Below are 24,144 nucleotides of genomic sequence, written 5' to 3' on the forward strand. Positions count from 1 at the left end.
AACGGAGCCAATTCGGGGAGGGCCGGGGCACGGTCAAAATCCGCTGGGTGCTCGAGGTGGTGGGGCGGCTCTCCAGGAACCAAAATCGATCTAATCCAATTTACCAGTGTGGCTTGCCGACGGGGCAGCCATGGAGCGAGAATTCCATGAGTTCCCTGATCAATAGGTCAGAATTCCACCCGTGGTCGTTCACTGATATCCCGGCTAAGTAGAGTTCGGACATCGGATTCCGGAAGTCCGGAACTATTGATAAAATCGGTAAAGGAGACACCGGTTGTCTCCATGAGTTCTAGCGCGCGATGCAGGAGTACAGGAGCCTCTGGGTTTCCCAGGGGACCTGGCTCTACTTTCCTCCATCCTCGGGCAGACAAGGCTTTCCATCCCTGTGCGTATGTGTGTTCACTCATGACGCCGAGCGTTTTTGCCCTGACCAGGAGTGCGGCTAGCGAGACGTGCCATTTTGCCTTCAATCGGAGGAATGCAGGCCAATCGAGCCGTGCTGGAAGCTCGGATTTGATGTCGTCGGCTGGCATGAGGAACGCGGCGGCGAACGCGTGAGCTTGGTTCTCAGTGACCTTGTCGCCGATTTTTCCAGTGACACCATGCAAGACCAGGTGGCCTAGTTCGTGTGCCCCATCGAAACGAGAGCGGTCGCGTAGGCCTTTGTCGGCTCCGAGAGCAACAACGGGCCTGTCCGGGAAGTCGACGCAGAATGCATCAACCTTTTCGATGCTGACGCGGAAGCGGACGACAATAATTCCATTAATTTCCAGCAGTCGTACAACATCTTGGACTGGACCGCGTGGGACGTTCCAGTGGGCACGAACCTGAGCTGCTGCTTGTTCGATGTCGGCGGGCTGAAGAGGATGATTTTCCTCGATTGGGACGCGTGGCAGGTTGAGATCGGGCAACGCGACGTGTTTTTCGAGCTCGAGCGCGAGTTCTCGCGCGAGATGCACATAGGCGAGCGCTTGTTGGCGATCTCGGGGAGATGTGGACCGAAGGCTGCGAAAGAACCCGTTGATCTGATCCTTGGCAGGGGGGCGGACTGGAGCGGCGAAGAACGACGGAGGCACCCGCAGCACGACCGCGAGCCGGAGAAGCGTCGATGTGGCGGGTTTGGTGTGTCCGTTCTCGAACTGGCTGATGGAGGCTGCGGTGACGGAGCCGACTTCCCGGGCCAGCTGCACCTGGGTGAGCCCACGAAGCTCGCGCGCCATGCGCAGCCTGGCGCGATCGAACAGGGCTGCGATGTCTCCGGGGTCCAGTTGCGGGTTGTTCACGTCGCTCGTCTCCGCGCCAGTCGAGGTCCACCGATCAGCGGACGACTCTCGATCTTGATTGCTCCGCTCGCATCTTAGGCACACCTTGGTTACCGGACGGTCACCTTGTCCGGGTTCCAGCAGGACACGCCCGAGAGAAGTGTGTCGTCGTGGATGACTGTTACGTCGTGTAACGTACCCAACATCGAGAAAAAGATGTTCAAATCTGAGGCTGCCTGTCATGGGTGGGGGAGTGGAGTTAAGGGATGACCGTTCAGGAGTGTGTGCTGTCGGACGAGGTGATCACCGCGGACTCAGGGGAGACCGCGCTGTGGGACGCCATCGTGGTGCCCCAGACGATCAAGGAGCGGCTGCGCAACCAGACCATGCTGTCGCTGCTCGTTCGGCCTGACCTGCCGTTCGCGGTGACCGCGTTGCACGGGCTGTGCACGCTCTACGGTCCTCCCGGTACCGGCAAGACCACCCTGGCACGGGGGCTGCCAGCGCAGATCGCCCGCTACGTACCCGGAGGTGCGGTCCGGCGGATCGAGATCAACCCGCACGGGCTGATGAGGGCCGAGCACGGGCAGTCTCAGCAGCGGGTCAGTGAGCTGCTCGGCGAATACGTGCCCGGTCTCGCCTCGGATGGTATGCCGACCGTAGTGATCCTCGACGAGGTCGAGTCGATGGCGGTCGCCCGCTCAGCGGCATCGTTGGCCGCCAACCCGGCCGACGTCCATCGCGCCACCGACGCGGTGCTCACCGCCTTGGACCTCAACGCCGCTGAGCACCCGCACCTGTTCTTCATCGCGACCAGCAACTTCACCACCGCCCTGGACGAGGCGTTCCTCTCCCGATCTGACGCCGCCATCCTCGTCCCGTTTCCCGAACCGGAGGCGTTGCGGGAGATCCTGACCTCCACGCTGCTGACGCTTGCCGACAAGTACCCATCCCTGGGTGTGCTGGCACGCTCCTCGGCGATAGACCGCATCGCCGAGGCAGCTCACGGGCTGGACGGCCGCCGTACGCGCAAGGTGGTCTTCGAAGCCCTGGCGCAGCGACTGGACACGGTGCTGGATCCTGGCAGCCTCACCGAAGACGACCTGGCTGCCGCAGTGCGCAACGCCGTCGCGGAGACGGGCCAGCCGGAGGTGTCCCGTGCGGCGTACTAGACAGGTGGCGGCCTCTCCCGTGCGCAGCGCCAGCGGAACCTGGGTGGTGATTGCGGACCTCTTGGCGGACACTGTGGAGCAGTCCTCCGCGCTGTCCCGCGAGGAGACGGTACAGGCGATGTCGGCCGCTGAGGCGGTCGGGCGGATGCTGGTCACAGCAGGGCACCTGGCCAAGCACCCGATCATCCTGGTAGCCGGCAAAGTCCACTGCGAGATCACGACGGTATCCGGAACGGCGGCGCTGACGCTGGACGAGAATCTCAACCCTGTTCCTGGCGCGGCTGGCGCCGACGACTTCATGATCTACCTCCCGTCCCCGGCTCCGCTCCAGGAGCAGGTGAAGATAGCTGCGAACAAGCACGCCCGGCTGTCTGACGCTGTCCCACCCGCTCCGGAGACGAAGGCCGCCAACTCCGGTCCGCTGATCGATCGTGAGGCTCTGCGGCGGGCGGTGACTCAGCGATGACCTCGACCTATACCTACAGCTACACCCGGACCCACACAGCCACGCACCTGACCGACGTCATCCTCGGCACCATCACCGACATCCTCGCCGACCTGGGCATCAACATGGATCGGCTGCACCACCAATGGACGCGGAACGAGAACGCGATCAAGGCGTGGATCGAGGAGGGCTCCCTCGACACGGTCGTCCTCGAGTGCCATCAGCCCTCAGGCGCTGTGGCACCGGTGATTGAGTTCCCGGTGTCCTATACCACCTCCGGTAACGGCAACGCTGAGTTCACCGCCTCCCGTGCCCGAGCCGCACGGTTCCGCGCCAAGCTCGACCAAGTGCCCGCAGGTACCACCTACCGGCTGTTCTGCACCTTCAACGGGTCCCGCACCCCACAACCAGGCTGGGGCCCGGGCCAGCGGGCAAGCATCGACGGCCTGCGCGGAATCAGCTTCGGCACCCTTGGCTCCGCTCCGCACGCTTCGACCGGTATGCGGTACTACGGCAACTGAGACGACGATTAGGAATACACCTCTATGGGATATATCGACGACGCTTTCACCAACCTCAAACACAACCTAGAGATCACTCCGACCGAGCAGAAGCTGGCGAAGGCACGGCACGAGGCCATCCGAGACTTCGTCCGGTTGTACTGGGATCTCGCCGACGACTTTCTCACTGGCAGCTACCGGCGTGACACCAAGACGAAGAAGCTCAAGGACATCGACATCTTCGTGGTCATCGACGCCAACGGCTCCCAGGCCAGCTTCCGCAACCAGGCCCCCATCCAGGTGATCAACGCCCTGGAGACTCTGCTCCGTCAGAAGTGGAGCGCTGCAAGCAGCGATGGCATGGCCGTCGTTATCCCCTACGGCTCCGACGACGAGGTCATGTCGATTGACGTAGTCCCCGCGTTCAAGCGCGACGGCGGCGGCTACTACATTCCCGATCCCTCAGCGGGCGAATGGATTGCGACCAACCCCAAGCACCACCACGAGCTGAGCATCGCCAAGAACGCCGACTGCGATGGCAAGTTCGTACCCTTCGTCAAGATGGTCAAGGGCATCAATCGCGAACTCGGCGAGCCCGTGAAGCCCTCCTTCCTGCTGGAGGTCATGGCCCAGGCACTGGTGAAGCCACCAATTGGGCGCTATCAGGACGAGATCGTGCTGTTCCTGGCCACCGCCGCTGAACGCATCGGCGAGGAATGGTCTGATCCTGCTGGACTGGGTGGTGACGTCAACTCCGCCATGAACACGACACAAACGCTCGCTGCGGCCAGCGCGCTGGACCAGGCGCGAGCCATCGCAGAACGTGCGGTCGACCTGGAGGATGAGGAGCAGGAACGCGCCGCCTACGACGAGTGGAAGAAGTTGTTCGGGAAGCGGATGACCAAGCCATGAACCTCTCTACCGACCCCGGCGGTGTCCACGGGATCCCGCCTCGTGCCATCCATGAGCGCCAGCTCGACGACGACATGCTGCTCCTGCAGCGTGCCGCATCAGCAAGCCACGAACGAGGCCAACTCCTCGAAGCCGGGCGCGTCACCGCCGCCCTCGCACTCGCAGCCTCTGGTGTCCTGTTCACACTGATCGGCGACGGCCGGACAGTCGTCTTGATCGTCGGGTTCTTCTGGTTTGTCGTCTCCGCGTTCCTGCTCAAGGGCTATGCCGGGAACACTGCCCGCCAGGGTGCCCTGCTCCAGGAGATGTTCGACACCGCTCTCTTCTACTTGCCGTGGCGCGCCACCGTGGCAGGCGACCCTATCCCCGAACCTGACGTCCGCCGTCTCGCGCGTAAGCTTCCCCGAGACGGAGCGAAAGACAAATACATCATCGAGGGCTGGTACGACCCCACTAGCGACGTTCACCATCCCTATGACGTATTCATCGCCCAGGAACAGAATCTTGCCTGGGATGCTCGTCTGCGCCGCCGCTACAGCCACTTCATCGCCACCGTCGCGATCCTGTGGACCACCATTGGCCTAGTTGTCGGTCTCGTGATCGCGGACGCCACGTTGCTCGATACCCTCCTCAGCTTCTTCGTCCCATCCCTGGCGGCCTACCAGATCGCATACGAGATCTGGTCCGGCCAACGCAGGGTAGCCGACGAACGCGACCGACTCGCGAAGGTCGTCAACAACGAGCTACACAACGGCCGCCCCGGTCCCATCCCCGACGACGAATGGCACCGCCTGCGAAACGTCGCACGGAACGTGCAGGATGGCGTACTCCGCACTCGCCTGGATCCCACCCGAGTACCTAACTGGTTCTACCAACGCTTCCGCGATGACGACGAACACGACTTCGGCGATACTGCAGAAGGCCACCGTGTCCGCCTCGCCCAAGACACATCTCCGCCTACTTAGGATAATTCTGAGAACATTTTTGTGTTGGTTGTTACAAGGGCGTAGCCTTGCCCACGCCTATTGCTCAAGCCACCCCACCTAGATCAACGTTCAAGGCTCTATCGAGTCCGACTACTGCGGAACGAGTACTTCGCCAGCGAGCCGCTCTACGTAGGGCTTCAGCCGGGCGTGGACGTCGTCGCGCTCGGAGGCTTGGATGATCTCGGCGCAGATCACCAGTTGGGCCAGGCGGCCGTGTTCGGTGTTCAGCACGTCACCGAACATCTCGCGCACTTTCGCGGCGGTGGCCGGGGCGGGCAGGGCGTAGGCCAGCAGGACGGCCGCGTCGTATCCGACCGGGGCGGCTCCCCACCCTTCCCAGTCGATGACTTCCAGCGGGTCGCGGGTCAGGTTGGCCCAGTGCAGGTCTCCGTGTGCTGCTTCCCAGCGGGACACGGTCAGGTCCTCCCTGGCCAGTTTGGGGATGAACCGGGGGATCCGGTTGATGTACGCCTGCGTCATCACCTCCCGGCTCGGTGGCACCGAGGCAGCGCGAACCTCTTCCAAACAGGCGCGCAACTCCTGCCACCACTGCTCGTCCACCGGAGCCGCATCGGACAGATCCGGCGTCGGTGAGAGAACCTGCCCGCGAAGACGCGTCCACAAAGTCGCCTGGAACGCGCCTTGCTCCTCTTGCCATGCGTGCTCGCCGAGCATCACCGGGCGCGGGACCGCCTCCCCGAGCAGCGTGTCCGCGAGTACGGCGCCTTCCCAGATCTTTCCCTCCGGCTGAGGCGCGGCCATAATCCGTAGCCAGGCTGGGAGCCCTCCGGCCGCGGTCACCGGGCCGCTCAGCGTGCGCCCACCCACCCCGGAATGCAACGAGACGCCAGCAGGAGCGCGGGCTCCGAGGCGTTCGGCCGCCTGGTGCCATTGCCCGGTCAGGTCAGCGGGCAGGTGGGTCGAGGAGGTCACAGAGTTCCTTGAGTCGGTGTTCGGGCACAGGCTCACGGATCGCTTCGGCCGCCTGCGCGTAGTGCCTGCTGTCGGTGGTGCTCATCAGGACCCCTGTCAGCCCCGGCGCTGACGCAGCGACCTTCAGCGCGGCCTCAACGGGGTCCGCTCCGGGCTGCACCGCTTCGGCCAGCTTTGGGGTGATCAGCGGCAACAGTTCGCCGCCGGGGAAGGGCGCCGAGGCCCACCCCTGTAATCCTGCCTGGCTGGCCTGGGCGATGGGGCCGCTTCCTTCCAAGCCCTGGCGGACGGGGGCGATCTTCACCATGGACACGGGAAGCTGGATCGCGCGGAGCCCGTTCTCGGTTCAGCCTGCGGCTTCCTCGGCGAGGCGGAGCAGCTCGGCGACGGTGAAGGCCCCGGTGTCGAACCCGCTCCAGGTGGAAACGCCGTACCCGCCGATGGCACCCGAGGCGTACAACTCCTCCAGGACGACGAAGGCGGACCGTAGGCGCTGGTGGAGCTCGCCCCGCTCGTCATGGTGGTGTTTCGTGCCGGGTGTGATGGACGCTCTGGCATATGCCGGGCCGATGGGTGAGTGTCCAAGCGTCATCACCGGGGTTGGCGATCTCTCGGCGGTCACTACAGCTCCGCCAGCAGTGCCTTACCCGCTCGGCGGGCGTGCGCGGTCTGGTCCGTTTCCTGCTTGCGGTGCCTGGCTCCCAGGACCCTGTTCGCGCAGACCCACAGCTGGCTGAGCTTGCCGTCACGGCAAGCGAGGTCGGCGGCCAGCCGCTCTGTGATCTCCTCTGCGAAGTCGGGGACCCGGAACGCCGACTCCCACAGCTTCGCCGCGTCCATGCCTCGGGGCATCAGACCCCAGCTGTCCCAATCCAGCAGGAACAGGCGGGGCGCTGTCAGGTTGGCCCAGTGCAGATCCCCGTGGCCGATAACCCAGTGGCAGACGGTCGTGTCGATCGAGGCCCCGAACGCTTCGCGGATGGAGCGGTCGATGTCCTCCTGGACGAGGGCGACACGATCGGTGTCCGTACTGGCCAGACGCTCCAGAGCGGTGGATAGCTCCTCCCACCACTGGTCGGTCAGCTCGGGTGCCTTATCCAGGGTGTAGGCGGTGGAGACCACGGGTTCGGAAACGAGCGTCATCTCCTCGGCACGGCAGACGAGGCCGTCGTTCATCCAGTGCACCGCTTGGATGAACGACGGCTTGGGCACGTCATGCACGGCCATCGACGCTTCCAGCCCGCTGAACTCGCGGGCGAAGACCCTGGATGGCGGGCGCCAGCTGATCCGTGTCCAGGTCCCGCGTGTGGTCGGCGCCCCCACCGATGGGCGTGATCCACGCACCACCAAGCGGTCCTCAACGAGACGGGTGCCAAGTCTGCCTGCTGCTTCCTCAAGCAGTCCCGGCGGTCTCACCTGGTCTTGGAAGTGAAAGATGGTTGGAGCGGTGCGTTCGGGAGTGGGGGCGCTCAACCGGTCACCTTCCGAGGCGTTCCCGAAGATCGTCGCTGGCCTGGACCAAGAGGACGCGGCTCTGGTCGCCCGAGATCATGTCGCGGACGGTGATCTCGCCGGACTCCTGCTCTTCGGAACCGAAGATGACGGCGAACCGTGCGTTCTGGGCGTTCGCCCACTGCAACTGCTTGCCGAGCTTGCCGGAGGACCCCAGATAGGTGCCCACCCGCAGTCCCTGCGCGCGCAGTTCGCTCGCCAGCTTCATCAGCTCGGCCTGGCCGCCCAGTACCGTGATCGCCACGTCGAGCCCGACGGCGGGAGCGTCGCCGGTGTCCTGCATGGCCAGGATGCGCTCGATGCCGATGGAACCGCCGCAGGCGGGCATGTCCGGGCCGCCGAGCGAGGCGACCAGGCCGTCGTAGCGCCCGCCCGCCGCGATCGACCCGGGGAAGCCCTCGGCCTCGACCTCATAGATCGCGCCCGTGTAGTAGTCCAGGCCGCGCACCATGCGCGGGGCGAACACGGCCCGGTCGCCGAGGCTGGCGGTCAGCTCCAGCAGGCTGTCGATCTGGGCGAGGCCGCGCTGGCCGCGCTCGCTGGTGGCGAGCTTGGACCGGATCAGGTCCTGGTCGTCGGAGGCGACGTCCTCGGCCAGGCGCTCGGCGCTCGCCACGTCCAGGCCGCGCTCATCGACCAGCTCCTTGGCCACGGCGCCGGCGCCCACCTTGTCGAGCTTGTCCAGCGTGGCCAGGACCCCGTCCCCGTTGTCCTCGGCGACGCCGTAGACCTCCAGCAGGCCGCGGAGCGCTTCACGGCTGTTGACGAGGAAGCGGAACCGGTTCACCCCCAAGGCGTCCAGGCTCTCGGCCAGAGCCAGGACGACCTCGGCGTCGGCCAGCGGGGAGGATGAACCCACCGTGTCGATGTCGCACTGCACGAACTCCCGGAACCGGCCCTCCTGGGGGCGGTCGGCCCGCCACACCGGGCCGATGGCGTAGCGCTTGTAGGGGTTGGGCAGCTTCGCCCCGTGGGTGCCGATGACCCGGGCCAGGGGAACCGTGTGGTCGTAGCGCAGGGCCAGGTCGGGCTTGCCGGAGGCCTCGTGCACCCCGCGGCGCAGGATCTTGAACAGGAGCTGGGAGGCCTCTTCGCCGTACTTGCCGGTCAGCACCTCCAGTCGCTCGAACGCGGGAGTCTCCAGCGGGTCGAACCCGTAGCGCTCGAAGATGTCGCTGACGGTGGTGAACGCCGCCCTACGGCGGCGCAGGTCGTCGGCGAGGAAGTCCCTCGTTCCGGAGGGAGCTGCTGACTTGGCCATGTGAACGCTACTCCTGCTGTGACTTCACGGTTCCCGGGACGGCGTCAGACTACTGTGGGTCAGGCTCGCTGACCGACCAGTCAGGGAAGTGCCGGGCCAGGAGCGCGACCAGCGAGGCGCGGTCTCCGGGGCTGCCGTGACCGGTGTGCAGCAGCGGTGTGCCGTCGACGGCCTCCAGCTCCTCCCAACCGTTGAGCGAGTCCATGAGCGTGCGCACCCCCGTCATCAGGGACAGGGACATCTGAGGCACGATCGCGTCCAGGGCGTGTGCCTGGTAGTAGATCGAGGAGCGCCGGGGCGCGGTGGAGTCGATGCGTTCGGCGTAGTTGACCTCGCTCACCTGCGGGTAGCACGAGTCCAGCAACACCTTGGGCACGTCCCACACCGGCATGAAGCAGTCCACCTCTCCGGTCCGGCGCTTGGGGTAGGGGAGCGGGCGTCGCCCGTTCATCAGGCAGAACAGCAGTTCGGCCATGACGTCCTCGCGGTTGTAACCCATCAGGAGGTTGGAGCCGCCGATCTCCTTGTTGAGGGCACGGCCCACCAGGTTGAGCAGCCAGGTACCGAAGAAGTGCGAGGAGTCCGGCCCGTAGACGGACCTGATCTCGGTCCACAGGGCCTGGGGTGTGGTGCTCATCCCCAGCAGGGCCGCGATGTCCTCCGGGTAGAGCACACGGTGGCCGAACCCGTTGCCCTCACAGAGCTCTCGCGCCCGGTCGGCGGCGGTCCCCCTCCAGAGGGGGTCCAAGACCACGGTGAAGCACAGCACCTGGTCGGCTGGCAGATCTTGCGCCGTGGCGTAGCGGCGCAGCCCTTGGACGATGCTGCTGGAGTCGCCACCGCCGGAGATCCCGGCGACCAGCGGAAGCTCCACGCGGTGTTCGTGGAGGAAGTCCGCGATCTTGACGAAGACCATCTCGCGGAGCTGTTCGTCGTCCACGAGGTGGACGCCGTGGAGGGAGTCCTTCTCCGCGTACTTCAGGTCGTACATGGCCGCGACGGGGCGGTCCGTGTGCGCGTACGTGCTGAGGGCGGGCGGAACCAGTTCAGCGTCGGTGTTGCGCATGCACTGGAGGATGACGTTGCTCGTCTCGGGGATCTCCTCCAGCGTGTGAGAGATGGGAACGGGCCGCAGGCTCCCGTCGCCGGGTACTTCGTAGGCCTGGAACATGGACGGCGGAAAGCGGTTCGCGCGCAGCAGATCGGCGAACGACAGTGCGTCCTTCTGCGCCAGGGGCCTCGCCCCGTTGGCGAAGAGCAGTGTGACCCGTTCCCAGTTACTCACTCATGGCTCCTTCGTACTCTCAGGCGGACGGACTCGTCGGTCTAGAAGTGAGCGGTCAGGGCGGAGCAGGCCAGGGTCTCCTCCACCCGGGGCGCGGTCATCCTGTCCATACCGACCTGAGGCAGGGTGAGCGTCATGATCCTGCTGAGGTCGGCGGTGGTGAGCTGCGTCGTGCGGTCGGTGGACGTCGTGAGGCTGGTCTTGTTGCTCATGTGCGCCTTTCCCGTGGGGTGGTCACCATCGCGATGATCGGAACCGGTCAACCGTCCAGCGGGGTTCGTGCTGTCAACGGCGACCGGAGTCAGAAGTGTCGCGCGCCTCGGGAGATCGACCTATGCGCAGACGCATAATTTCACCGTTCGATTTATGCGCTGTGTTCGAAATACCCGGTTTGAACAGCACTGAGGAGCTCAGGATGTCGGGTGCGCATGCCTCGACTCGTCGCTGGTCCTACGCTGAACGCCGAGAGTGCGACGCACGACATGTCTGGAAAGAGCAGGAGAGCATGATTCGCTCAGTGGTGTTCGACGTCGGAGAGACCCTCATCGACGACACTCGGGAGTGGGCGCGATGGGCCGATTGGCTCAACGTCCCCCTGCACACCTTCTCCGCCGTGCTGGGGGCTGTTACGGCTGAGGGGCGCAACAACGCGGAGACCTTCGACTACTTCCGTCCGGGCTTCGACCTGGCCGTGGAGCGCCAACGACGTGAGGACGCGGGCCGCGGAGAGCTCATCGAGGAAGTGGACCTGTACTCCGACGTTCGGCCCGGGCTACAGGCCCTGCGGGACGCCGGACTCTGGGTGGGGATCGCCGGAAACCAGACCGCCCGTGCCGGAGAGCTCCTCCAACAGTTGAACCTTCCGGTCGAGACCATCGCCACGTCCGGGGAGTGGGGGGTGGCCAAACCCGACCCCGGTTTCTTCGACCGCGTCATCACCATGGCGCCCGGGGAGCCGCAGGAGATCGTGTACGTGGGCGACCACCGTGACAACGACGTTCTTCCCGCCCGCGAAGCGGGCTTGCGGCCGGCGCTGATCCGTCGCGGCCCGTGGGGTCACCTGTGGGCGGATCAACCCCAGGTGCGCGCTCACGCGGACTGGGTCATCGACTCCATCAAGGAACTGCCAGGCCTGCTCACCACAAAGGGCTGACCCCGGCCTGAGCGACGAAATCCCGCGCTTGGACCTGGGTCGGCCCGGACGACAGGAGGAGACCTGACAGCGCCCGCACGTGAGGGTTGAGCCGCGTGTGCTCCGGGGCCTTCTGCCACGCGGACCGGAGGTTGGCCAGAGCCACCTCCTGGCGCCCCAGGAGGTGGTGGGCGCGGGCCACGTCGATGAAGTAGTGCGAAGCGCGCTCAGCGGGAAGTTCCCGGGGCGGAGTCCAACCCGCAGCCACGTGCAGTGCCTGGTCGGGGTCCTCACACTCCAGCGCCAGGGTGACCTGGTGGACGCGCACCGAAGCGCTGCCGAAGGCCGTTCCGGTGTAGACCGCCTCCCTGGTGTGCTCAGCGGCGAGGCGCGCTTGTACCAGGTGGGGCGCGGCCTGCCGGGGTTGGCGGTTCCGCGCGGCGAACACGGCGGCACGCATGTGCAGGGACCCGTAGGCCGCCCACGAGCGCGCGTCCGAGGGCACCAGATTCTCCGCTGCCCGTTCGAGCAGACGGCGTCCTGCTTCGTGCTCGCCGGAGCAGAAGAAGGTTTCCCCGCGCACGTAGGTGGCGGCGGCCCGCGTCACCTCGTCTCCGGTCTGGTCGGCTGCCCACAGGAGCACCTGGATGGTACGGGCGGAAAGGTGGTGGAGGCCGAACTTGTCCGCGATCGCGTCGGCGGCCCGGTACGCCTGGACCAGCAGTCGGGCCGTGTGGGCACGGTCCTGCCCCTGACTGCTCAACAGGGCACGGCTCAGCTCAGGGAGAAGCTCGGGGAGGCGTGCCATCAGACAGCTGTAGTGCGAGTTCAGGCGGCAACGGATGATGCCGCTGACCTCGCGCTGGAGTTGACCGAGAGTGCGCACCCGGCCGTCGTCGGGGAGGTCGTACCGGTTGACGAGGGATTCCAGCAGCGCGATGCCGCGATCCCAGTCGACATCGCCGCTCCAGCCTGTTGAAGTCAGATTCTCGGGCTCGGGTTCCGAGAGGACTCGGTGTGCGTCGTTGGACGGGTGCTGGTCCAGAGCTCCGAGCCCCTGGAGGGCCTCGTGGATCTTGCGTCGGTCGCTGAGCCCCTTGCCTGCCTCGGCGCGGGTGATGGTGCTCTGGGCGACCCCGCACATCCTGGCCAGCGCTTCCTGGGACAGGTTCTTGACCCGTCGGCGCAGAAAACGGATCACCCGCTGAGCGTCGCGCTCCCGGACAGCGTCCACCATTTCCGGGTCCCGCCATACCCACGAGGGGATGCACTCACAGGAGCCGTGCAGGGCGCCGCGGTCTCGTCCGCAGTTTCCACAACGCATCGAGGGGTTCCTCCGTCACCTGGGGGTGTAACGAGATCACTCCACAGTAATCACGGTTTCCTCCCCGCGCTCAGCTTCTTGCCGAAGTGGAAAGGTTCTCCCCGGAGCCTTCGCACCTGTCAGAGAGGAGAAATCGAACAGCCCGCATAGTTCGAACATCGCGCTTATCCGAGTGCGCATAGGTTCCTGACACATGCGCTCAGAGACTGCTGAGCATGTCGATCACAACACCGGCGCCGCCGCGTCTGATGAACACCGCCTCGCCTGATCCTGAACACCACGACCAGCTCCAGGACCTGTTGGACGGGCTGCTCCGCGACACCGCCGCCTCCTACGGGGTGGTGTTCGGTACCCACGGGCTGCACCTGTTGCGGTCCGGGGGCCTGGACCAGGTCGGTGCAGAGAGCGTCACCGCAGTCATGACCAACGTGCTGCTGCTCTCCCGCGGGGTTGGCAAGCTCACCGACAAGGGTGAGGCGGAGACCATCGTGGTCCGCTACTCCTCCGGGGCTCTCGTCCTGGCCCCGGTCGGTGGCTCGTTCGGGCTGGGGCTGTTGACCGATGACGTGGAGAAGCTGGGGCAGATCGCTTACGCCATCGCCCGGTTCACCACTCGCGCCGCGCACCTGCTCCCCGCCGACATCCTCGGGAGTGTAAAGGTAGGGGCTCTGTCCCCATTCCGGTGGTGACGTAGGGCATCAACCTGTCACGCTCGGTGGCGTGTGACGTTAAAGAACTCCTGAAGATCGTCTTCTCCGGCCTGCTGCCCCTGATCATCGAGGCCATCGACGACGGACCCACCATCGGGCTGCGGACCCGCACCCCCGACCAGCCGTCTCCTTGCCCGGTCTGCGGCACCCCCTCCGTCAAGGTGCACGCCTACCACCAGCGCACCCTCACCGACACCCCCGTCGACGGCAAGAACGTGCACGTCACGGTGCGCATACGACGTTTGGTGTGCTCAACCCGCGGTTGCCCCCGCCAAACGTTTCGGGAACAGCTCCCCGGCGTCCTGGTCCGCTACCAGCGGCGCACGCCCCGTCTGGCCACCCAGATCGGCGCGGTAGCGCGGGAGCTGGCAGGCCGGGCCGGCGCCCGGCTGCTCAAGGCCCTGGCCGCACCGGTCTCGAAGAACACCGCGCTACGGACCCTGATGCGCCTGCCCCTTCCCAGGCATCCGGTGCCCCGTGTACTGGGGGTGGACGACTTCGCGCTACGCAAAGGCCGCCGGTATGCCACCGTGCTCACTGACACGACCACCAACGCCCGTATCGAGGTCCTGCCCGACCGCACCGCCGACACCTTGGAAACTTGGCTGCGCGACCGTCCTGGGATCGAGGTCGTGGTGCGCGACGGGTTCGCCGCCTACGCCGAGGCCGTCCGCCGAGCATTGCCCGACGCTGTGCAGGTCGCCGACCGCTGGCACCTGTGGCACAACCTGTCCGAGGCGGTGCGCAAAGACGTCGCCTCCCACAGCACCTGCTGGGCCAAGGCCGGACCTCCCCTCCAGAAGCTGGACCGTCAGGAGTCCACCCTCGAGCGCTGGCACCACATCCACGACCTGCTCGACCAGGGCGTGGGGCTGATGGAGTGCGCCCGCCGACTCAACCTGTCCTTGAACACCATCAAGCGCTACGCCCGCATCGGCGAGCCCGACCGGCTGCGCCAAGCCCCGCAGTACCGCGCTGGCCTGGTCGACCCCTACCGCGACTACCTACGCAAACGAAAGGAGGAGAACCCGGCCGTGCCCGTGCAACGGCTCTTCGGCGAGATCAGCCGACTCGGCTATGAGGGCAGCCTCAACCTGCTCTACAAGTACATCAACCAGGGTCGACTCGACAGCGACCGGGAAGCGATCTCACCCAAGGCCTTCAGCGCGCTGCTCCTGGCCCACCCCAACCGGCTCACACCCGAGGAGAGCCAGACTCTCGCCGAGCTGACCGGGGCCTGCCCGGAGATGGCCCGGCTTGGCGACCACATCAGCGGCTTCGCCCAGCTCCTGGCACCTGCCCCGGGCAACGCCGAGGCCCTGACCGGGTGGATTGCCGGAGTTGGTGAGGACGATCTGCCGCACCTTCACGCCTTCACCCGCGGCCTGGACCAGGACCGGGCCGCGGTCGACGCGGCCCTGACCCTGCCCTTCCACAACGGAGGCACGGAGGGTGTGAACACCAGGTCGAAGCTGCTCAAACGCCAGATGTACGGGCGAGCCGGGTTCCCGTTGCTCCGCCACCGCATCCTCCTGCAGTGAGCTCACTGAACGTCACCACCGAAATGGGGACAGAGCCAAGGTAGGGGTGTAACTCCAAGGGGTAGGAGTGCACCATGAGTGACAAGACGCAGGTCAAGGCCGATACTGGCAGGTCGGACGAAGAGTTCGTCCAGGAACTGAAGACCAAGGCCGAGGCCGAGGGCATCGAGCTGGTCGGGGAGAACGGGCTGCTGGCCCGCCTGACCAAGACCGCCCTGGAGAACGTCCTGGCCGCCGAGATGGACACCCACCTGGGCTACGCCAAGCACGAACGCTCCACCGAGCCGAGCGGCAACGCCCGTAACGGCACCCGGTCCAAGACCCTGACCACCGAGGCCGGACCCGTCGAGCTCGACGTGCCCCGCGACCGCGACGGCTCCTTCGAGCCCCAGATCGTCCGCAAGCGCCAGAGGCGGTTGAACGGGGTCAACGGCATCGTGCTCTCACTGTCGGCCCGCGGGCTCACTCACGGCGAGATCTGCGCCCACCTGGCCGAGGTCTACGACGCCAACGTGTCCAAGCAGACCATCTCCAACATCACCGAGGCGGCCATGGAGCGCATGGCCGAGTGGCAGAACCGGCCCCTGGACCAGGTCTACCCGGTGCTGTTCGTGGACGCCATCAACGTCAAGATCCGCGATGGCCAGGTCGCCAACCGGCCCATCTACGTCGTGCTCGGTGTCACGGCCGAGGGTGAGCGCGACATCCTCGGTCTGTGGGCCGGCGACGGCAGCGAGGGCGCCAAGTACTGGGCGCACGTGTTCACCGAACTCAAGAACCGTGGTGTGGCCGACGTGCTCATGCTCGTGGCCGACGGGATCAAGGGCATGAGCGAGGCGGTGGAGTCGGTGTGGCCGCGCACGGTGGTGCAGACCTGCATCGTGCACCTTTTGCGCAACAGCTTCCGCTACGCCTCCCGAGCTGACTGGGAGAAGGTCGCCAAGGCGCTCAAGCCCGTCTACACCGCCGCCACCGAGGAGGCCGCTCTGGAGCGGTTCTCCGAGTTCTGCGAGGAGTGGGGGGACAAGTACCCGGCGATCGTGCGGTTGTGGGAGAACGCCTGGGCGGAGATGGTGCCGTTCCTGGCCTTTGATGTGGAGATCCGCAAGATCATCTGCACCACGAACGCGATCGAGTCGATCAACGCCCGGATCCGCCGCGCGGTCAAGGCTCGGGGGCACTTCCCCAACGAGCAGGCTGCGCTCAAGTGCGTCTACATGGCGTTGATGGCTCTGGACCCCAAGGGGACCGGGCGGGCCAAGTGGAGCGCGCGCTGGAAGAAGGCGCTGAACGCGTTCGATCTGACCTTTGATGGCCGGTTGACCGCGACACGCCGCTGACCAGGAACAACAGTTACACCCTTAACTTGACACACCCACATCCTCTCCTCAACGGGCGGCGTGCTGCCTGCTGCGGGGGTGTCGCGGTGAGCACCCTGGTCCCGGCCCCGCTGCTGGTGCGCCCTTCAGCGGCGGTGGTCATGCACACGATGATCGAGATCAACCCGGCCGTCCCCTCCTCCTACGAACCGGACCTGCCCGAGGTGTTCTGCCAGGCCCTGCGGGTGTGCCGGGGCCTGGGGCGGGCGGTGACCGTCGCGGAGCTGGCTGCCCGCGCCGGCCATTCCCCGGCCGTGACCGGTGTGGTGGTCGCCGAACTCGCCGACCTGGACTTGGTACGGGTGGTGCGCGCTCCCGCCTGGGCACAGCGGCTCCGCGCCTGGGCCACCAGTAGCTGCCCAGGCCTGGTTCCGGTAGCGGTGTCGGTGATCAAGACCCTCATCGTCAGCACCGTGGGCGAGCACACTCAGCACGCACTGGCCGATCTGGGCGGTGCCGAGCCGTGGCGGCTTTCGGGGCCGCCGGTGATCGAGGTCGCCGCCACCCGGATCGCTCCGGACCTGGAGTTGCTGGCCCTGGGTATCAGCGGCCTGGGCGGGGCGAGTCCGGTGTGGGGGGACGTGTGCCGCGAAGCCTTCGGCGCGGTACTCATTACCGGACCTGCCAGCGAGGAGCTGGACGCGGCTCGCGAGAGTCTGCTGGCTCTGCACGCCTTCGGGGTGCCGGTGGTGGTCCTGATCCACCAGGACGGGACCGGGGAGGTGGACACCGACGTGGTCCGCGCCTGCCTGGGCCTGTCCGCCCGTACCCCGGTGGTGGTCGGGGATGTTCATGAGCGCGGGGTGTGCGAGGCGCTGATGGACCTGTGCTCGGCCCGCATGAACGGGGAACAGCGATGAACCCTGCTCTGCGCGCGGTGGTGTTCGGCTCCGGACACTCCGCCCTCACCTTGGCCACCGGGCTCCTGGCGGACGGCTGGCTGGTGGATGTGTTCACTCGCCACTCCACCCCCGAGATCCTGGGCAACGGTGCCGGGCTGACCCAGCTCACCCTGCCCTCGGTGCACGCCACCGAACTCGCCCTGGGGCTGGGCCTGTGGCAGCACAGCGCCCCACCAGCCCACCAGGTGCGCATGTGCATGCAGCCACCTGAAGGGGAAGGACTGGAGTTCACCGCACCCCTGCCGGGCGCCGCGGTGGCGGTGGACCACCGGCTCAAGAGCGCCTACTGGCTCCAACACGTGGCCGACCGTGGCGGGCGGGTCCACGAGCGCACCTGCACCGCCGGGGACGTGGCCGGGTTCGCCGCCACAGGCCTGCACGACTTGGTCGTGGTCGCCCCCGGCGTCGACTCCGACCTGCGCCACCTGTTCACCCCCGACCCCGACCGCACCGGAGGAGCCACCGACCGCGTGGTCGTCCAAGTCCACCTGGCGGTGCCCGAGGACGACTTGCCCGACCAAGCCCAGGTGCTCACGTGCCCGTGGGGCGAGGTGATGGTCTACCCGGTCCTGACCGTGGACGCACTCACCCCCACTCAGGTACGGGCCCTGTCCGCGGCGGATGCCCCACCTGTACACGTCACCCCCTTCGCGGCGGTGTGCGTGCAGGTCATGGCCCGACCTGGCAGCCCACTGGACCCCACCTGCGCAGCGTCACCGGACATGACCAAGGCGCAGACGGGGGCAGGGCTGCCACGCAGGCACGGCGCCCACGCCCGCACCGCCTGGGCCCGCGTGCTCGAACGGCTCCACGGCCTGGACCCCGAGCTGGTCGCATGGTGCTCCGACCGCGATGTCGTGGCCGGTTCAGAGCTGGTCCGCGACATACACCCGCAGGTCAGGAAAGCGGTCACCACCGTGGCCGGGAAACCGGTGGTGGGGATCGGGGACGCCACGATGACCGTCGAGCACGCCTCCGGACAAGGCGCGGGGGCTTCGACCTGGGCCGCGTCGACGCTGCGCGACCAGATCCGACAGCAGCGACAAGTCAATCTGCCCGTGGACGCGGCGTTCCTGTCAGGGGCGTGGGAGGCCTACTGGGCCCGGCACGGCCAGTACACCTCGGCCTTCGGCGGGTTCGTCACCGCCTACTGGAGCGGGTTCCTGCCCGAGCACGTGTTGTCCGCGTTCGCCCAGACCGTCGCCACCCCTGAGGGGGCGGCGGCCTGGGCCGCCGGACTGGACGACCCCGCACGGATGAACCACCTGCTCACCCTCTGACCCCACCCTCCCCTTGGTTCTTCTTCGAAATGGAAGGCGTTGCTGCGCCATGCCCGAACACACCCCCCGCACCAGCACCGGTTCGGTGCCCAACCCCCGCCTGTACAGCCTGCGCAACCTGCGCCGCTACCGCCGAGTAGTGGTCGGGCTGTCCCACCGCCTCGCGTGGAAGGTCGACAACAACCACATCCGCGACCTGTACGCGGTTCACACGGCCCCGACCCACCTGGAGGTGGGACCGGCGGACGGCCACTTCTTGCTGAACGCGCCCCCGCCCGCCGGGCCGCGAGGAGAGCCGGTGTCGGTGGCGTTGCGGCAGATCCACCTGTTGGACCTCAATGACGCCCCGCTGGATTACTGCGCACCCAAGCTCGCCCAGCACGGCCAGGTGATCCCTCACCGGCACGACGTTCTGTCCGCGCCGTGGCCGTTGCCGGACGACTCGGTGGGGTCGGTCGCGATGTTCCACGTCCTGCACTGCGTCCCCGGCCCCTCGCTGCGGTACAAGACCAAGGCATTCTCCGAAGCCGCACGCGTGCTCAGCCCGAACGGGACGTTCTTCGGCTCCACCCTCCTGGGGACCGAAGACCCACACACCAGCAACAACTGGCTCGCCCGGCGACTTCAGTCCGCATACAACGCTGCGGGCAGGAACATCTTCCACAACACCGGAGACCGCCTGGTCGACCTGCGGTCCATGCTGGACCTGCATTTCGCCCGTGTGGAACTGAACGTCATGGGCTCGGCTGGGGTGTGGGTCGCCAGGGAGCCGCGCCGATGACTACAGACCAGCCCGCCCCACCGCATGCTCCGGTGGCGATCATCGGCATGGGGTGCCGCTTGCCCGGTGGTGTCAACTCCCCCGACCAGCTGTGGAAGACCCTGATCGAGGGGCGCGACTGCCTTTCGCGGATCCCGCAGGAGCGGTGGGAGCTGATGGTCGAACGCCTTCACCCGGACCAGGTACCTGAACACCCGTTCGCGGCCGGGATCGTGGACCACGCCTTCGACCACGCCTACTTCGGTATCAGTGCCGATGAGGCAGCTGAGATGGACCCTCAACAAGGATGGCTGTTGGAGGTCGCCCATGAGGCGCTGGCCGACGCCGCCCTGGACCCCGCCGAGCTGGCCGGGACCAGGACCGGTGTGTACGTGGGGGCGGCCTCCATCGACCAGGCCGCCACCAACTTCGGAGCCAGAGCCCGGGCAGGGGTGTTCACCGCTTCAGGGGCGGGGATGGCGATCCTGGCCAACCGCCTCTCCCACCACCTGGACCTGGCCGGACCCTCCCTGACCCTGGACACCGCCTGCTCCTCCTCACTGACCGCCCTGCACTACGCAGTTCGGGACCTGCGCTCGGGCGAAGTGGAGGCGGCGCTGGTGGGCGGGACCAACGTGCTCACCAACCCGGTCATCACCGCCAGCTTCACCGAAACCGGGGTGCTTTCCTCGCGTGGCCGGTGCGCGCCCTTCGACCACAACGCCGACGGGTACGTGCGCTCCGAAGGCGCGGTGGTCCTGGTACTCACCCGTACCGGGGAAGCCACCACACGCGGGCACCGGATCTGGGCGCGGGTGACCGGGACCGGGATCGGCCACGGCGGGAAGACTCCGCACCTGTTGGCCCCACGGGCCGACCGCCAAGCACAGGCGATCCAACGGGCACTGGACGACGCAGGAATACGTCCCGGCCAGGTGGGGTGGGTGCAGGCCCACGGCACCGGCACCAAAGCGGGCGACCGCATCGAAGCGCGAGGTATCGCCCAGGCGCTGGGCGAGGGCGGTCCGGTGGCGGTGGGGTCGGTCAAGAGCGTGCTGGGCCACCTCGAAGGTGCCGCCGGAGCTCTCGGTGTCATGGCCGCTGCCCTGGCCGTTCACCACGGGCAGGCCCCACCGACCTTGCACCACCACCAGCTCCGCGCCGGACTGGAACACCAGGTGCGGGTGCCCGTGCGGGCCGAACCGTGGCCGCACACGAGCCAGGTGAACGGAGGACGAGTGGCCGGTGTGAGCGGGTTCGGGTTCGGCGGCTCCAACGCCCACGCCATCCTCACTCAAGCACCCGCCACTGATCCTCCCTCGGTCGAGGATCCGACGCCGCTACCGGAGACAGTGTTCATCTCCGCACACAGCCCGGCCGCTCTCGCCTCGGCCGCCGGCCGCCTGGCGGTCAACGCCCCCAGGGGCGGCTCGGTCGGGACAGCGGCCGACACCTCGCTCACGCGGGGTCCGCACCACCGGTGGCGGGCAGCGGTGACCGCCACCGACCTGGGCACTCTGGTCCAAGGTCTGCGCAGCCTCCAGGACGGCACCCCTGACCCGTACACCATCACCCCACGCCTCACGTTGGGGCAGCGGCCGCTGGTGGTGTTCGTCTACTCCGGGCACGGCGGGCACCACCCCCACGCCGGGACCGAACTCATGTACCGGCCCGTCTTCGCCCAATCGGTGGAGGAAGCGCGGGCGGCGCTGGCCCAGCAGACCGGCTCCCCAGTGTGGGCTCCGGGCCAGGACATCACCGGGTTCACCGACGCTCAGCACTGCACCCACCTGATCCAGGTCGGGCTCACCGCGCTCCTGGCCGATCGCGGCATCAACCCCGACCTGGTGCTCGGCCACTCGGTGGGGGAGATCGCCGCCGCCCACACCGCGCAGATCCTGGATACCGGAGCCGCGGCCCGAGTCCTGGCGCGACGCTCCGAACTCTTGGCCCAACTGACCGAGGCCGGTGGACTGCTGGCCGTCCGTGCCAGGGCCGACGAGGTCCAAGCCCTGCTCGGCCCCTACCTGGGCCGCCTCACCATCGCCTCCTACAGCGCCCCCAACGTGCAGGTGATCGCCGGACCCGAAGAGGACCTGGGCCACCTCCACACACACCTGGAGAAGGAGGGGGTGTGGTGCAAACCGGTACCGGACGTGATCCCCGCGCACTCCCCACTGATCGACCCCCTCGCGCCTGCACTCCGTGAGGCCCTGGCCGGGCTGGTCAGCGCACCGCCCCGCCTTCCCATCGTCTCGACCGCCGACCCCGACCACACCGCAGGCCACCCGCACACCTGGGGCCCGGCCTACTGGGCCGACCAGGCACGGCAGCCGGTGCGCTTCACCCAGGCCCTGCACACCACCGCCTCAGCCATGGGCCAGCGGCCGGTGGTCTTCGTGGAGATCGGCCCCAAGGTGCTGCTGGCCGAGCACATCACCCACACCCTGACCGACGTAGCGGTAACCGCCGTGACCAGCGACTCCTTTGGATTCGCTCGCGGGATCGGCCAGCTCTACACCACAGGCATCACCCCCACCGGGCCCACCACGAGGGCTCACCCGGATCTGGTGATCGCCCCGGGCTGGGACCACACCCGTAGCGGCAGCACAACCACAGATCAGCCACGGGCCCTGACACCCGCCCGGGACCAGGTCCAGGCACACCTGACCGAGGAAGTCGCACGGTTGGCGGACCTGCCCGAGGGCCTCGACCTGGACAGCACCTGGGCCCGGGTCGGCCTGGGAAGCCACAACCTGCTCCAACTCATCTCGCGCCTGCGCCGCGTCCCTGCCTGGGCTCAGGTCGATATCCAGCTCTTCCTGTCGGAGCAGACCTTCCGCCAGGTGGCCTCGACCCTGTCCGAACTCCTGCCCGGACCGAATGAACCTGCCCTGGAGGGGGTGCCGTCCGTTCTCCCCTGATCCCGGAACGGCACTCCTCGGGTCCCGTCGCTGCCGCCGAGGTAGTGGCGGGACCCGCCTTCGTCGCTGCCAACAGCCTTCGATGCGGATCCGACAGGTGAGCCGATAAGCGAGAAGAACCGGATTCCCGCAACGCGGGGAAGGACACCTCTTGAAGAGCCGTTGGTCAAGAGCGACAGTCCGCTGGACGCACCCTGAGCAGAAGCTCACCGCAGAGTCTTTCCCGTGGACCTTGGAGAAGCCGCTCGCTGTGGGGAGCGGGTACGGAGGGCTTGTGAGGCTGATGGGGGCAGGGGAGTGGGAGGTTTATTGGAGCAAAGCCTGTGGTGAGGTGTAGGCACGCATCGGACCGTGGAGCGCGCCTGGAGCCGAACCCGGGTCCCGGGTACGCGAAAACCCCAGGTCCGAGCGCTGGTGTGTGCGTTCTGACCTGGGGTTTTCCCTGGTAGGGCCCCAGGGGATCGAACCCTGAACCCGCGGATTAAAAGTCCACGGGATCACGGGTGGTTCGCCCTGCTATGCGGTGATTAGTTCCAGCCTGCCCGGGCCCCGTCGTGCCACCGGAGGTCACGGAAGACCACCGCCGACCAGGGGGTTCCGGAACACCGGAGCCACAACGGAGCTACTTCAGGACCGGCTGGCGTGCGGTCGAAATCCGCTGGATACTCGAGATGGGATCGCGGATAGATGGTGCCTCCAACTCTCCTAGCCATCCTCGTTTCCGGAGCTCATGGACACTACGAGAACGCTGGAGTCCTTTTCGATCACGGTGCCCTCGGATACCTGCGGGAGTTCGGACTTCCGGTAGACGGTGACGTTCGGATCGCCGTCCCGGTTGGAGTCCCATCGGCGTACCTGCTCGCAGATGCGTTCCGCGAGATGGTGTCCTTCAGGGCCGTGTCCGATGGCGCCGAGTTCGAGCCGGGGCTCCTCCTCGGAGATCTTGCGCACGCTCAGGTACGCCAACGATCCCTTGTTCACCAGGATCGGGTTGAGGGGAGGGATCGCGGGCTTGACCAGGTCGGTGCCCAGCGCCGGGGGTTTGGTGACCATGCGGCCGGTGCCCGGTTCGGTGCAGGCCATCTGCATCCACACGCCCTCCAGCGGGGTTTCCCCGGTGATCCGCACCCCGGACCAGGCTTCCGTCCTGGAGGTGTCCAGAGCACGGGCAAGGGCTTCATCAACGGGTGTGTCCTGGTCGAAGTGGACCGTCACCCCCTCAGCGAGCGGGAAGGCCTTCTCCCCGTCTTGGCCCTGCATGGGGATGAACCCGCACAGCCGCACTTCGCGGGCGATGAGGCGGTCATCGACCTGCTCCAGGGTCAGCGAGCGTGTCAGAGCACGCCACCGCAGCGGGATGACCATGCGCCCGCCGGGGGCGAGTTGGTCCCACCACGCCGGAGGGATGTCCCAGACTCCGGTGGTGGCGATGATCCGATCGAACGGGCCCTGGTCGGACGCCCCGTCCGCGCCGTCCCCGGTTATGACGTCAACCCGATCGTGTCCGGTGTCGAGCAGGTGGACCTGGGCCGCCGCGGTGACGTCCGGTTCGATGTCGATCGAGACGACCTTGCCTCCCGGGCCCACCAGCTCGTCCATGAGCGCGGCGTTGTAGCCGGTGCCCGCACCGATCTCCAACACCCGCATGCCGGGGCGCACGTCGAGCTGTTCCAGCTGCATCGCCACCACCGAGGGCTGGGAGATCGAGCTGATGGCCTCTCCACCGGCGGTGTGGTGGGTGACGACGTACTTGTTGGTGTAGGCCTCCTGCGGGGGGTGGGCGGGGAGGAACCGGTGCCGGGGCACCGTCGCGAAGGCGGTGCGCACGGGCTCGGTGCGGATCGCGCCCGTCTCGGCCAGTTGAGTGACCAGGGCGGCGCGCAGGTCGTCCGGGGTGCGTGTGGGGGTCGTGTCGTTCATCATC

At 67.1% G+C, this 24,144-nt stretch carries 23 protein-coding genes and 1 tRNA gene; 13 read left to right on the forward strand and 11 right to left on the reverse strand.

Annotation, left to right across the window (positions count from 1 at the left end; translation table 11 throughout):
• Positions 1-167: 167 nt before the first annotated feature.
• Positions 168-1,283 carry a helix-turn-helix domain-containing protein gene (locus tag NE857_RS03215; RefSeq protein ID WP_254419716.1) on the reverse strand — a complete coding sequence of 372 codons (1,116 nt, stop codon included), beginning with the start codon at positions 1,281-1,283 and terminating at the stop codon, positions 168-170.
• Positions 1,284-1,528: 245 nt separating this feature from the next.
• On the opposite strand from NE857_RS03215, the gene NE857_RS03220 reads away from it, so the two are divergent.
• Genes NE857_RS03220 through NE857_RS03240 form a run of 5 tightly spaced genes read left to right on the forward strand, consistent with a single transcriptional unit; the run spans position 1,529 to position 5,256 of the window.
• Positions 1,529-2,434 carry an AAA family ATPase gene (locus NE857_RS03220; protein ID WP_254419717.1) on the forward strand — a complete coding sequence of 302 codons (906 nt, stop codon included), beginning with the start codon at positions 1,529-1,531 and terminating at the stop codon, positions 2,432-2,434.
• 43 nt (positions 2,435-2,477) lie between these two features.
• Positions 2,478-2,900 carry a CBASS system Cap8 protein gene (locus NE857_RS03225; protein WP_254419718.1) on the forward strand — a complete coding sequence of 141 codons (423 nt, stop codon included), beginning with the start codon at positions 2,478-2,480 and terminating at the stop codon, positions 2,898-2,900.
• Positions 2,897-3,400, forward strand: a complete 504-nt coding sequence (locus NE857_RS03230) for a hypothetical protein (RefSeq protein WP_254419719.1) — start codon at positions 2,897-2,899, stop codon at positions 3,398-3,400. Before NE857_RS03225 ends, NE857_RS03230 begins: the two co-directional genes overlap by 4 nt.
• A 24-nt stretch (positions 3,401-3,424) precedes the next feature.
• Entirely contained in the window at positions 3,425-4,291 is an 867-nt protein-coding gene (locus tag NE857_RS03235; RefSeq protein WP_254419720.1) for a CBASS oligonucleotide cyclase, read from the forward strand.
• Positions 4,288-5,256, forward strand: coding sequence for an S-4TM family putative pore-forming effector (locus NE857_RS03240; RefSeq protein ID WP_254419721.1), 969 nt, complete (start codon positions 4,288-4,290; stop codon positions 5,254-5,256). The genes NE857_RS03235 and NE857_RS03240 overlap by 4 nt, the downstream gene beginning before the upstream one ends.
• Before the next feature lie 111 nt (positions 5,257-5,367).
• On the opposite strand, the gene NE857_RS03245 is transcribed toward NE857_RS03240, so the two are convergent.
• The 7 genes from NE857_RS03245 to NE857_RS03275 all read right to left on the reverse strand — a co-directional run bounded on the left by NE857_RS03245 (position 5,368) and on the right by NE857_RS03275 (position 10,480).
• The gene (locus NE857_RS03245; RefSeq protein ID WP_254419722.1) at positions 5,368-6,210 is read right to left on the reverse strand and encodes a phosphotransferase; all 843 of its coding nucleotides are present in this window, start codon (positions 6,208-6,210) and stop codon (positions 5,368-5,370) included.
• A complete protein-coding gene (locus tag NE857_RS03250) occupies positions 6,182-6,523 on the reverse strand; it encodes an aldo-keto reductase family protein (RefSeq protein ID WP_254419723.1) in 342 nt (113 codons plus the stop codon). The genes NE857_RS03245 and NE857_RS03250 overlap by 29 nt, the downstream gene beginning before the upstream one ends.
• A gap of 33 nt (positions 6,524-6,556) precedes the next feature.
• Positions 6,557-6,802 (reverse strand): hypothetical protein, encoded by a 246-nt coding sequence (locus tag NE857_RS03255; protein WP_254419724.1) that lies wholly within the window; start codon positions 6,800-6,802, stop codon positions 6,557-6,559.
• Positions 6,803-6,831: 29 nt separating this feature from the next.
• Complete coding sequence (locus NE857_RS03260) at positions 6,832-7,437, reverse strand: phosphotransferase (RefSeq protein ID WP_254419725.1); 606 nt, start codon at positions 7,435-7,437, stop codon at positions 6,832-6,834.
• 250 nt (positions 7,438-7,687) lie between these two features.
• Entirely contained in the window at positions 7,688-8,983 is a 1,296-nt protein-coding gene (gene hisS / locus NE857_RS03265; protein ID WP_254419726.1) for a histidine--tRNA ligase, read from the reverse strand.
• A 49-nt stretch (positions 8,984-9,032) separates the two neighbouring features.
• Positions 9,033-10,268, reverse strand: a complete 1,236-nt coding sequence (locus NE857_RS03270; RefSeq protein WP_254419727.1) for a hypothetical protein — start codon at positions 10,266-10,268, stop codon at positions 9,033-9,035.
• Positions 10,269-10,309: 41 nt separating this feature from the next.
• Positions 10,310-10,480, reverse strand: a complete 171-nt coding sequence (locus tag NE857_RS03275) for a hypothetical protein (RefSeq protein WP_184367711.1) — start codon at positions 10,478-10,480, stop codon at positions 10,310-10,312.
• Between the two features lie 293 nt (positions 10,481-10,773).
• Here NE857_RS03275 and NE857_RS03280 point away from each other — a divergent pair, with 293 nt between their 5' ends.
• Positions 10,774-11,421 (forward strand): HAD family hydrolase, encoded by a 648-nt coding sequence (locus NE857_RS03280; protein WP_254419728.1) that lies wholly within the window; start codon positions 10,774-10,776, stop codon positions 11,419-11,421.
• Here NE857_RS03280 and NE857_RS03285 read toward each other — a convergent pair.
• A complete protein-coding gene (locus tag NE857_RS03285; RefSeq protein ID WP_254419729.1) occupies positions 11,405-12,637 on the reverse strand; it encodes a helix-turn-helix domain-containing protein in 1,233 nt (410 codons plus the stop codon). The genes NE857_RS03280 and NE857_RS03285 overlap by 17 nt on opposite strands.
• A 302-nt stretch (positions 12,638-12,939) precedes the next feature.
• Between NE857_RS03285 and NE857_RS03290 the strand changes: the two genes are divergently transcribed.
• The 7 genes from NE857_RS03290 (at position 12,940) to NE857_RS03320 (ending at position 22,220) form a co-directional block, all read left to right on the forward strand.
• Positions 12,940-13,413, forward strand: a complete 474-nt coding sequence (locus tag NE857_RS03290; RefSeq protein WP_254419730.1) for a roadblock/LC7 domain-containing protein — start codon at positions 12,940-12,942, stop codon at positions 13,411-13,413.
• A 26-nt stretch (positions 13,414-13,439) separates the two neighbouring features.
• A complete protein-coding gene (locus tag NE857_RS03295) occupies positions 13,440-14,975 on the forward strand; it encodes an ISL3 family transposase (RefSeq protein WP_254418091.1) in 1,536 nt (511 codons plus the stop codon).
• A gap of 74 nt (positions 14,976-15,049) precedes the next feature.
• On the forward strand, positions 15,050-16,315 hold the full coding sequence (locus tag NE857_RS03300) for an IS256 family transposase (RefSeq protein WP_254418092.1): 1,266 nt from the start codon (positions 15,050-15,052) through the stop codon (positions 16,313-16,315).
• Positions 16,316-16,401: 86 nt separating this feature from the next.
• Entirely contained in the window at positions 16,402-17,214 is an 813-nt protein-coding gene (locus NE857_RS03305; protein WP_254419731.1) for a helix-turn-helix domain-containing protein, read from the forward strand.
• Positions 17,211-18,536: a hypothetical protein gene (locus NE857_RS03310; protein WP_254419732.1), complete on the forward strand. Its 1,326-nt coding sequence runs from the start codon at positions 17,211-17,213 to the stop codon at positions 18,534-18,536. The genes NE857_RS03305 and NE857_RS03310 overlap by 4 nt, the downstream gene beginning before the upstream one ends.
• Before the next feature lie 49 nt (positions 18,537-18,585).
• A complete protein-coding gene (locus NE857_RS03315; RefSeq protein ID WP_254419733.1) occupies positions 18,586-19,317 on the forward strand; it encodes a class I SAM-dependent methyltransferase in 732 nt (243 codons plus the stop codon).
• Positions 19,314-22,220: a type I polyketide synthase gene (locus tag NE857_RS03320; RefSeq protein WP_254419734.1), complete on the forward strand. Its 2,907-nt coding sequence runs from the start codon at positions 19,314-19,316 to the stop codon at positions 22,218-22,220. The genes NE857_RS03315 and NE857_RS03320 overlap by 4 nt, the downstream gene beginning before the upstream one ends.
• 443 nt (positions 22,221-22,663) lie before the next feature.
• Here the strand turns inward: NE857_RS03320 and NE857_RS03325 are convergent.
• Both NE857_RS03325 and fxlM read right to left on the reverse strand, forming a co-directional pair.
• Positions 22,664-22,771, reverse strand: a tRNA-Lys gene (locus NE857_RS03325).
• A 154-nt stretch (positions 22,772-22,925) separates the two neighbouring features.
• Entirely contained in the window at positions 22,926-24,143 is a 1,218-nt protein-coding gene (gene fxlM / locus NE857_RS03330) for a methyltransferase, FxLD system (protein WP_254419735.1), read from the reverse strand.
• Position 24,144 lies beyond the last annotated feature (1 nt).

The sequence above is a fragment of the Nocardiopsis exhalans genome, from assembly GCF_024134545.1.
In the GTDB taxonomy this organism is placed as follows: Bacteria; Actinomycetota; Actinomycetes; order Streptosporangiales; family Streptosporangiaceae; genus Nocardiopsis; species Nocardiopsis exhalans.

What these genes read in the sequence shown, in the direction of transcription:
- NE857_RS03220 (WP_254419717.1), top strand. Translation starts at nt 1,529, where the DNA reads ATGACCGTTCAGGAGTGTGTGCTGTCGGACGAGGTGATCACCGCGGAC.
- NE857_RS03230 (WP_254419719.1), top strand. Translation starts at nt 2,897, where the DNA reads ATGACCTCGACCTATACCTACAGCTACACCCGGACCCACACAGCCACG.
- NE857_RS03235 (WP_254419720.1), top strand. Translation starts at nt 3,425, where the DNA reads ATGGGATATATCGACGACGCTTTCACCAACCTCAAACACAACCTAGAG.
- NE857_RS03240 (WP_254419721.1), top strand. Translation starts at nt 4,288, where the DNA reads ATGAACCTCTCTACCGACCCCGGCGGTGTCCACGGGATCCCGCCTCGT.
- NE857_RS03255 (WP_254419724.1), bottom strand. Translation starts at nt 6,802, where the DNA reads ATGACGCTTGGACACTCACCCATCGGCCCGGCATATGCCAGAGCGTCC.
- NE857_RS03260 (WP_254419725.1), bottom strand. Translation starts at nt 7,437, where the DNA reads ATGGCCGTGCATGACGTGCCCAAGCCGTCGTTCATCCAAGCGGTGCAC.
- hisS (WP_254419726.1), bottom strand. Translation starts at nt 8,983, where the DNA reads ATGGCCAAGTCAGCAGCTCCCTCCGGAACGAGGGACTTCCTCGCCGAC.
- NE857_RS03275 (WP_184367711.1), bottom strand. Translation starts at nt 10,480, where the DNA reads ATGAGCAACAAGACCAGCCTCACGACGTCCACCGACCGCACGACGCAG.
- NE857_RS03280 (WP_254419728.1), top strand. Translation starts at nt 10,774, where the DNA reads ATGATTCGCTCAGTGGTGTTCGACGTCGGAGAGACCCTCATCGACGAC.
- NE857_RS03285 (WP_254419729.1), bottom strand. Translation starts at nt 12,637, where the DNA reads ATGGTGGACGCTGTCCGGGAGCGCGACGCTCAGCGGGTGATCCGTTTT.
- NE857_RS03290 (WP_254419730.1), top strand. Translation starts at nt 12,940, where the DNA reads ATGTCGATCACAACACCGGCGCCGCCGCGTCTGATGAACACCGCCTCG.
- NE857_RS03300 (WP_254418092.1), top strand. Translation starts at nt 15,050, where the DNA reads ATGAGTGACAAGACGCAGGTCAAGGCCGATACTGGCAGGTCGGACGAA.
- NE857_RS03310 (WP_254419732.1), top strand. Translation starts at nt 17,211, where the DNA reads ATGAACCCTGCTCTGCGCGCGGTGGTGTTCGGCTCCGGACACTCCGCC.
- NE857_RS03315 (WP_254419733.1), top strand. Translation starts at nt 18,586, where the DNA reads ATGCCCGAACACACCCCCCGCACCAGCACCGGTTCGGTGCCCAACCCC.
- NE857_RS03320 (WP_254419734.1), top strand. Translation starts at nt 19,314, where the DNA reads ATGACTACAGACCAGCCCGCCCCACCGCATGCTCCGGTGGCGATCATC.
- fxlM (WP_254419735.1), bottom strand. Translation starts at nt 24,143, where the DNA reads ATGATGAACGACACGACCCCCACACGCACCCCGGACGACCTGCGCGCC.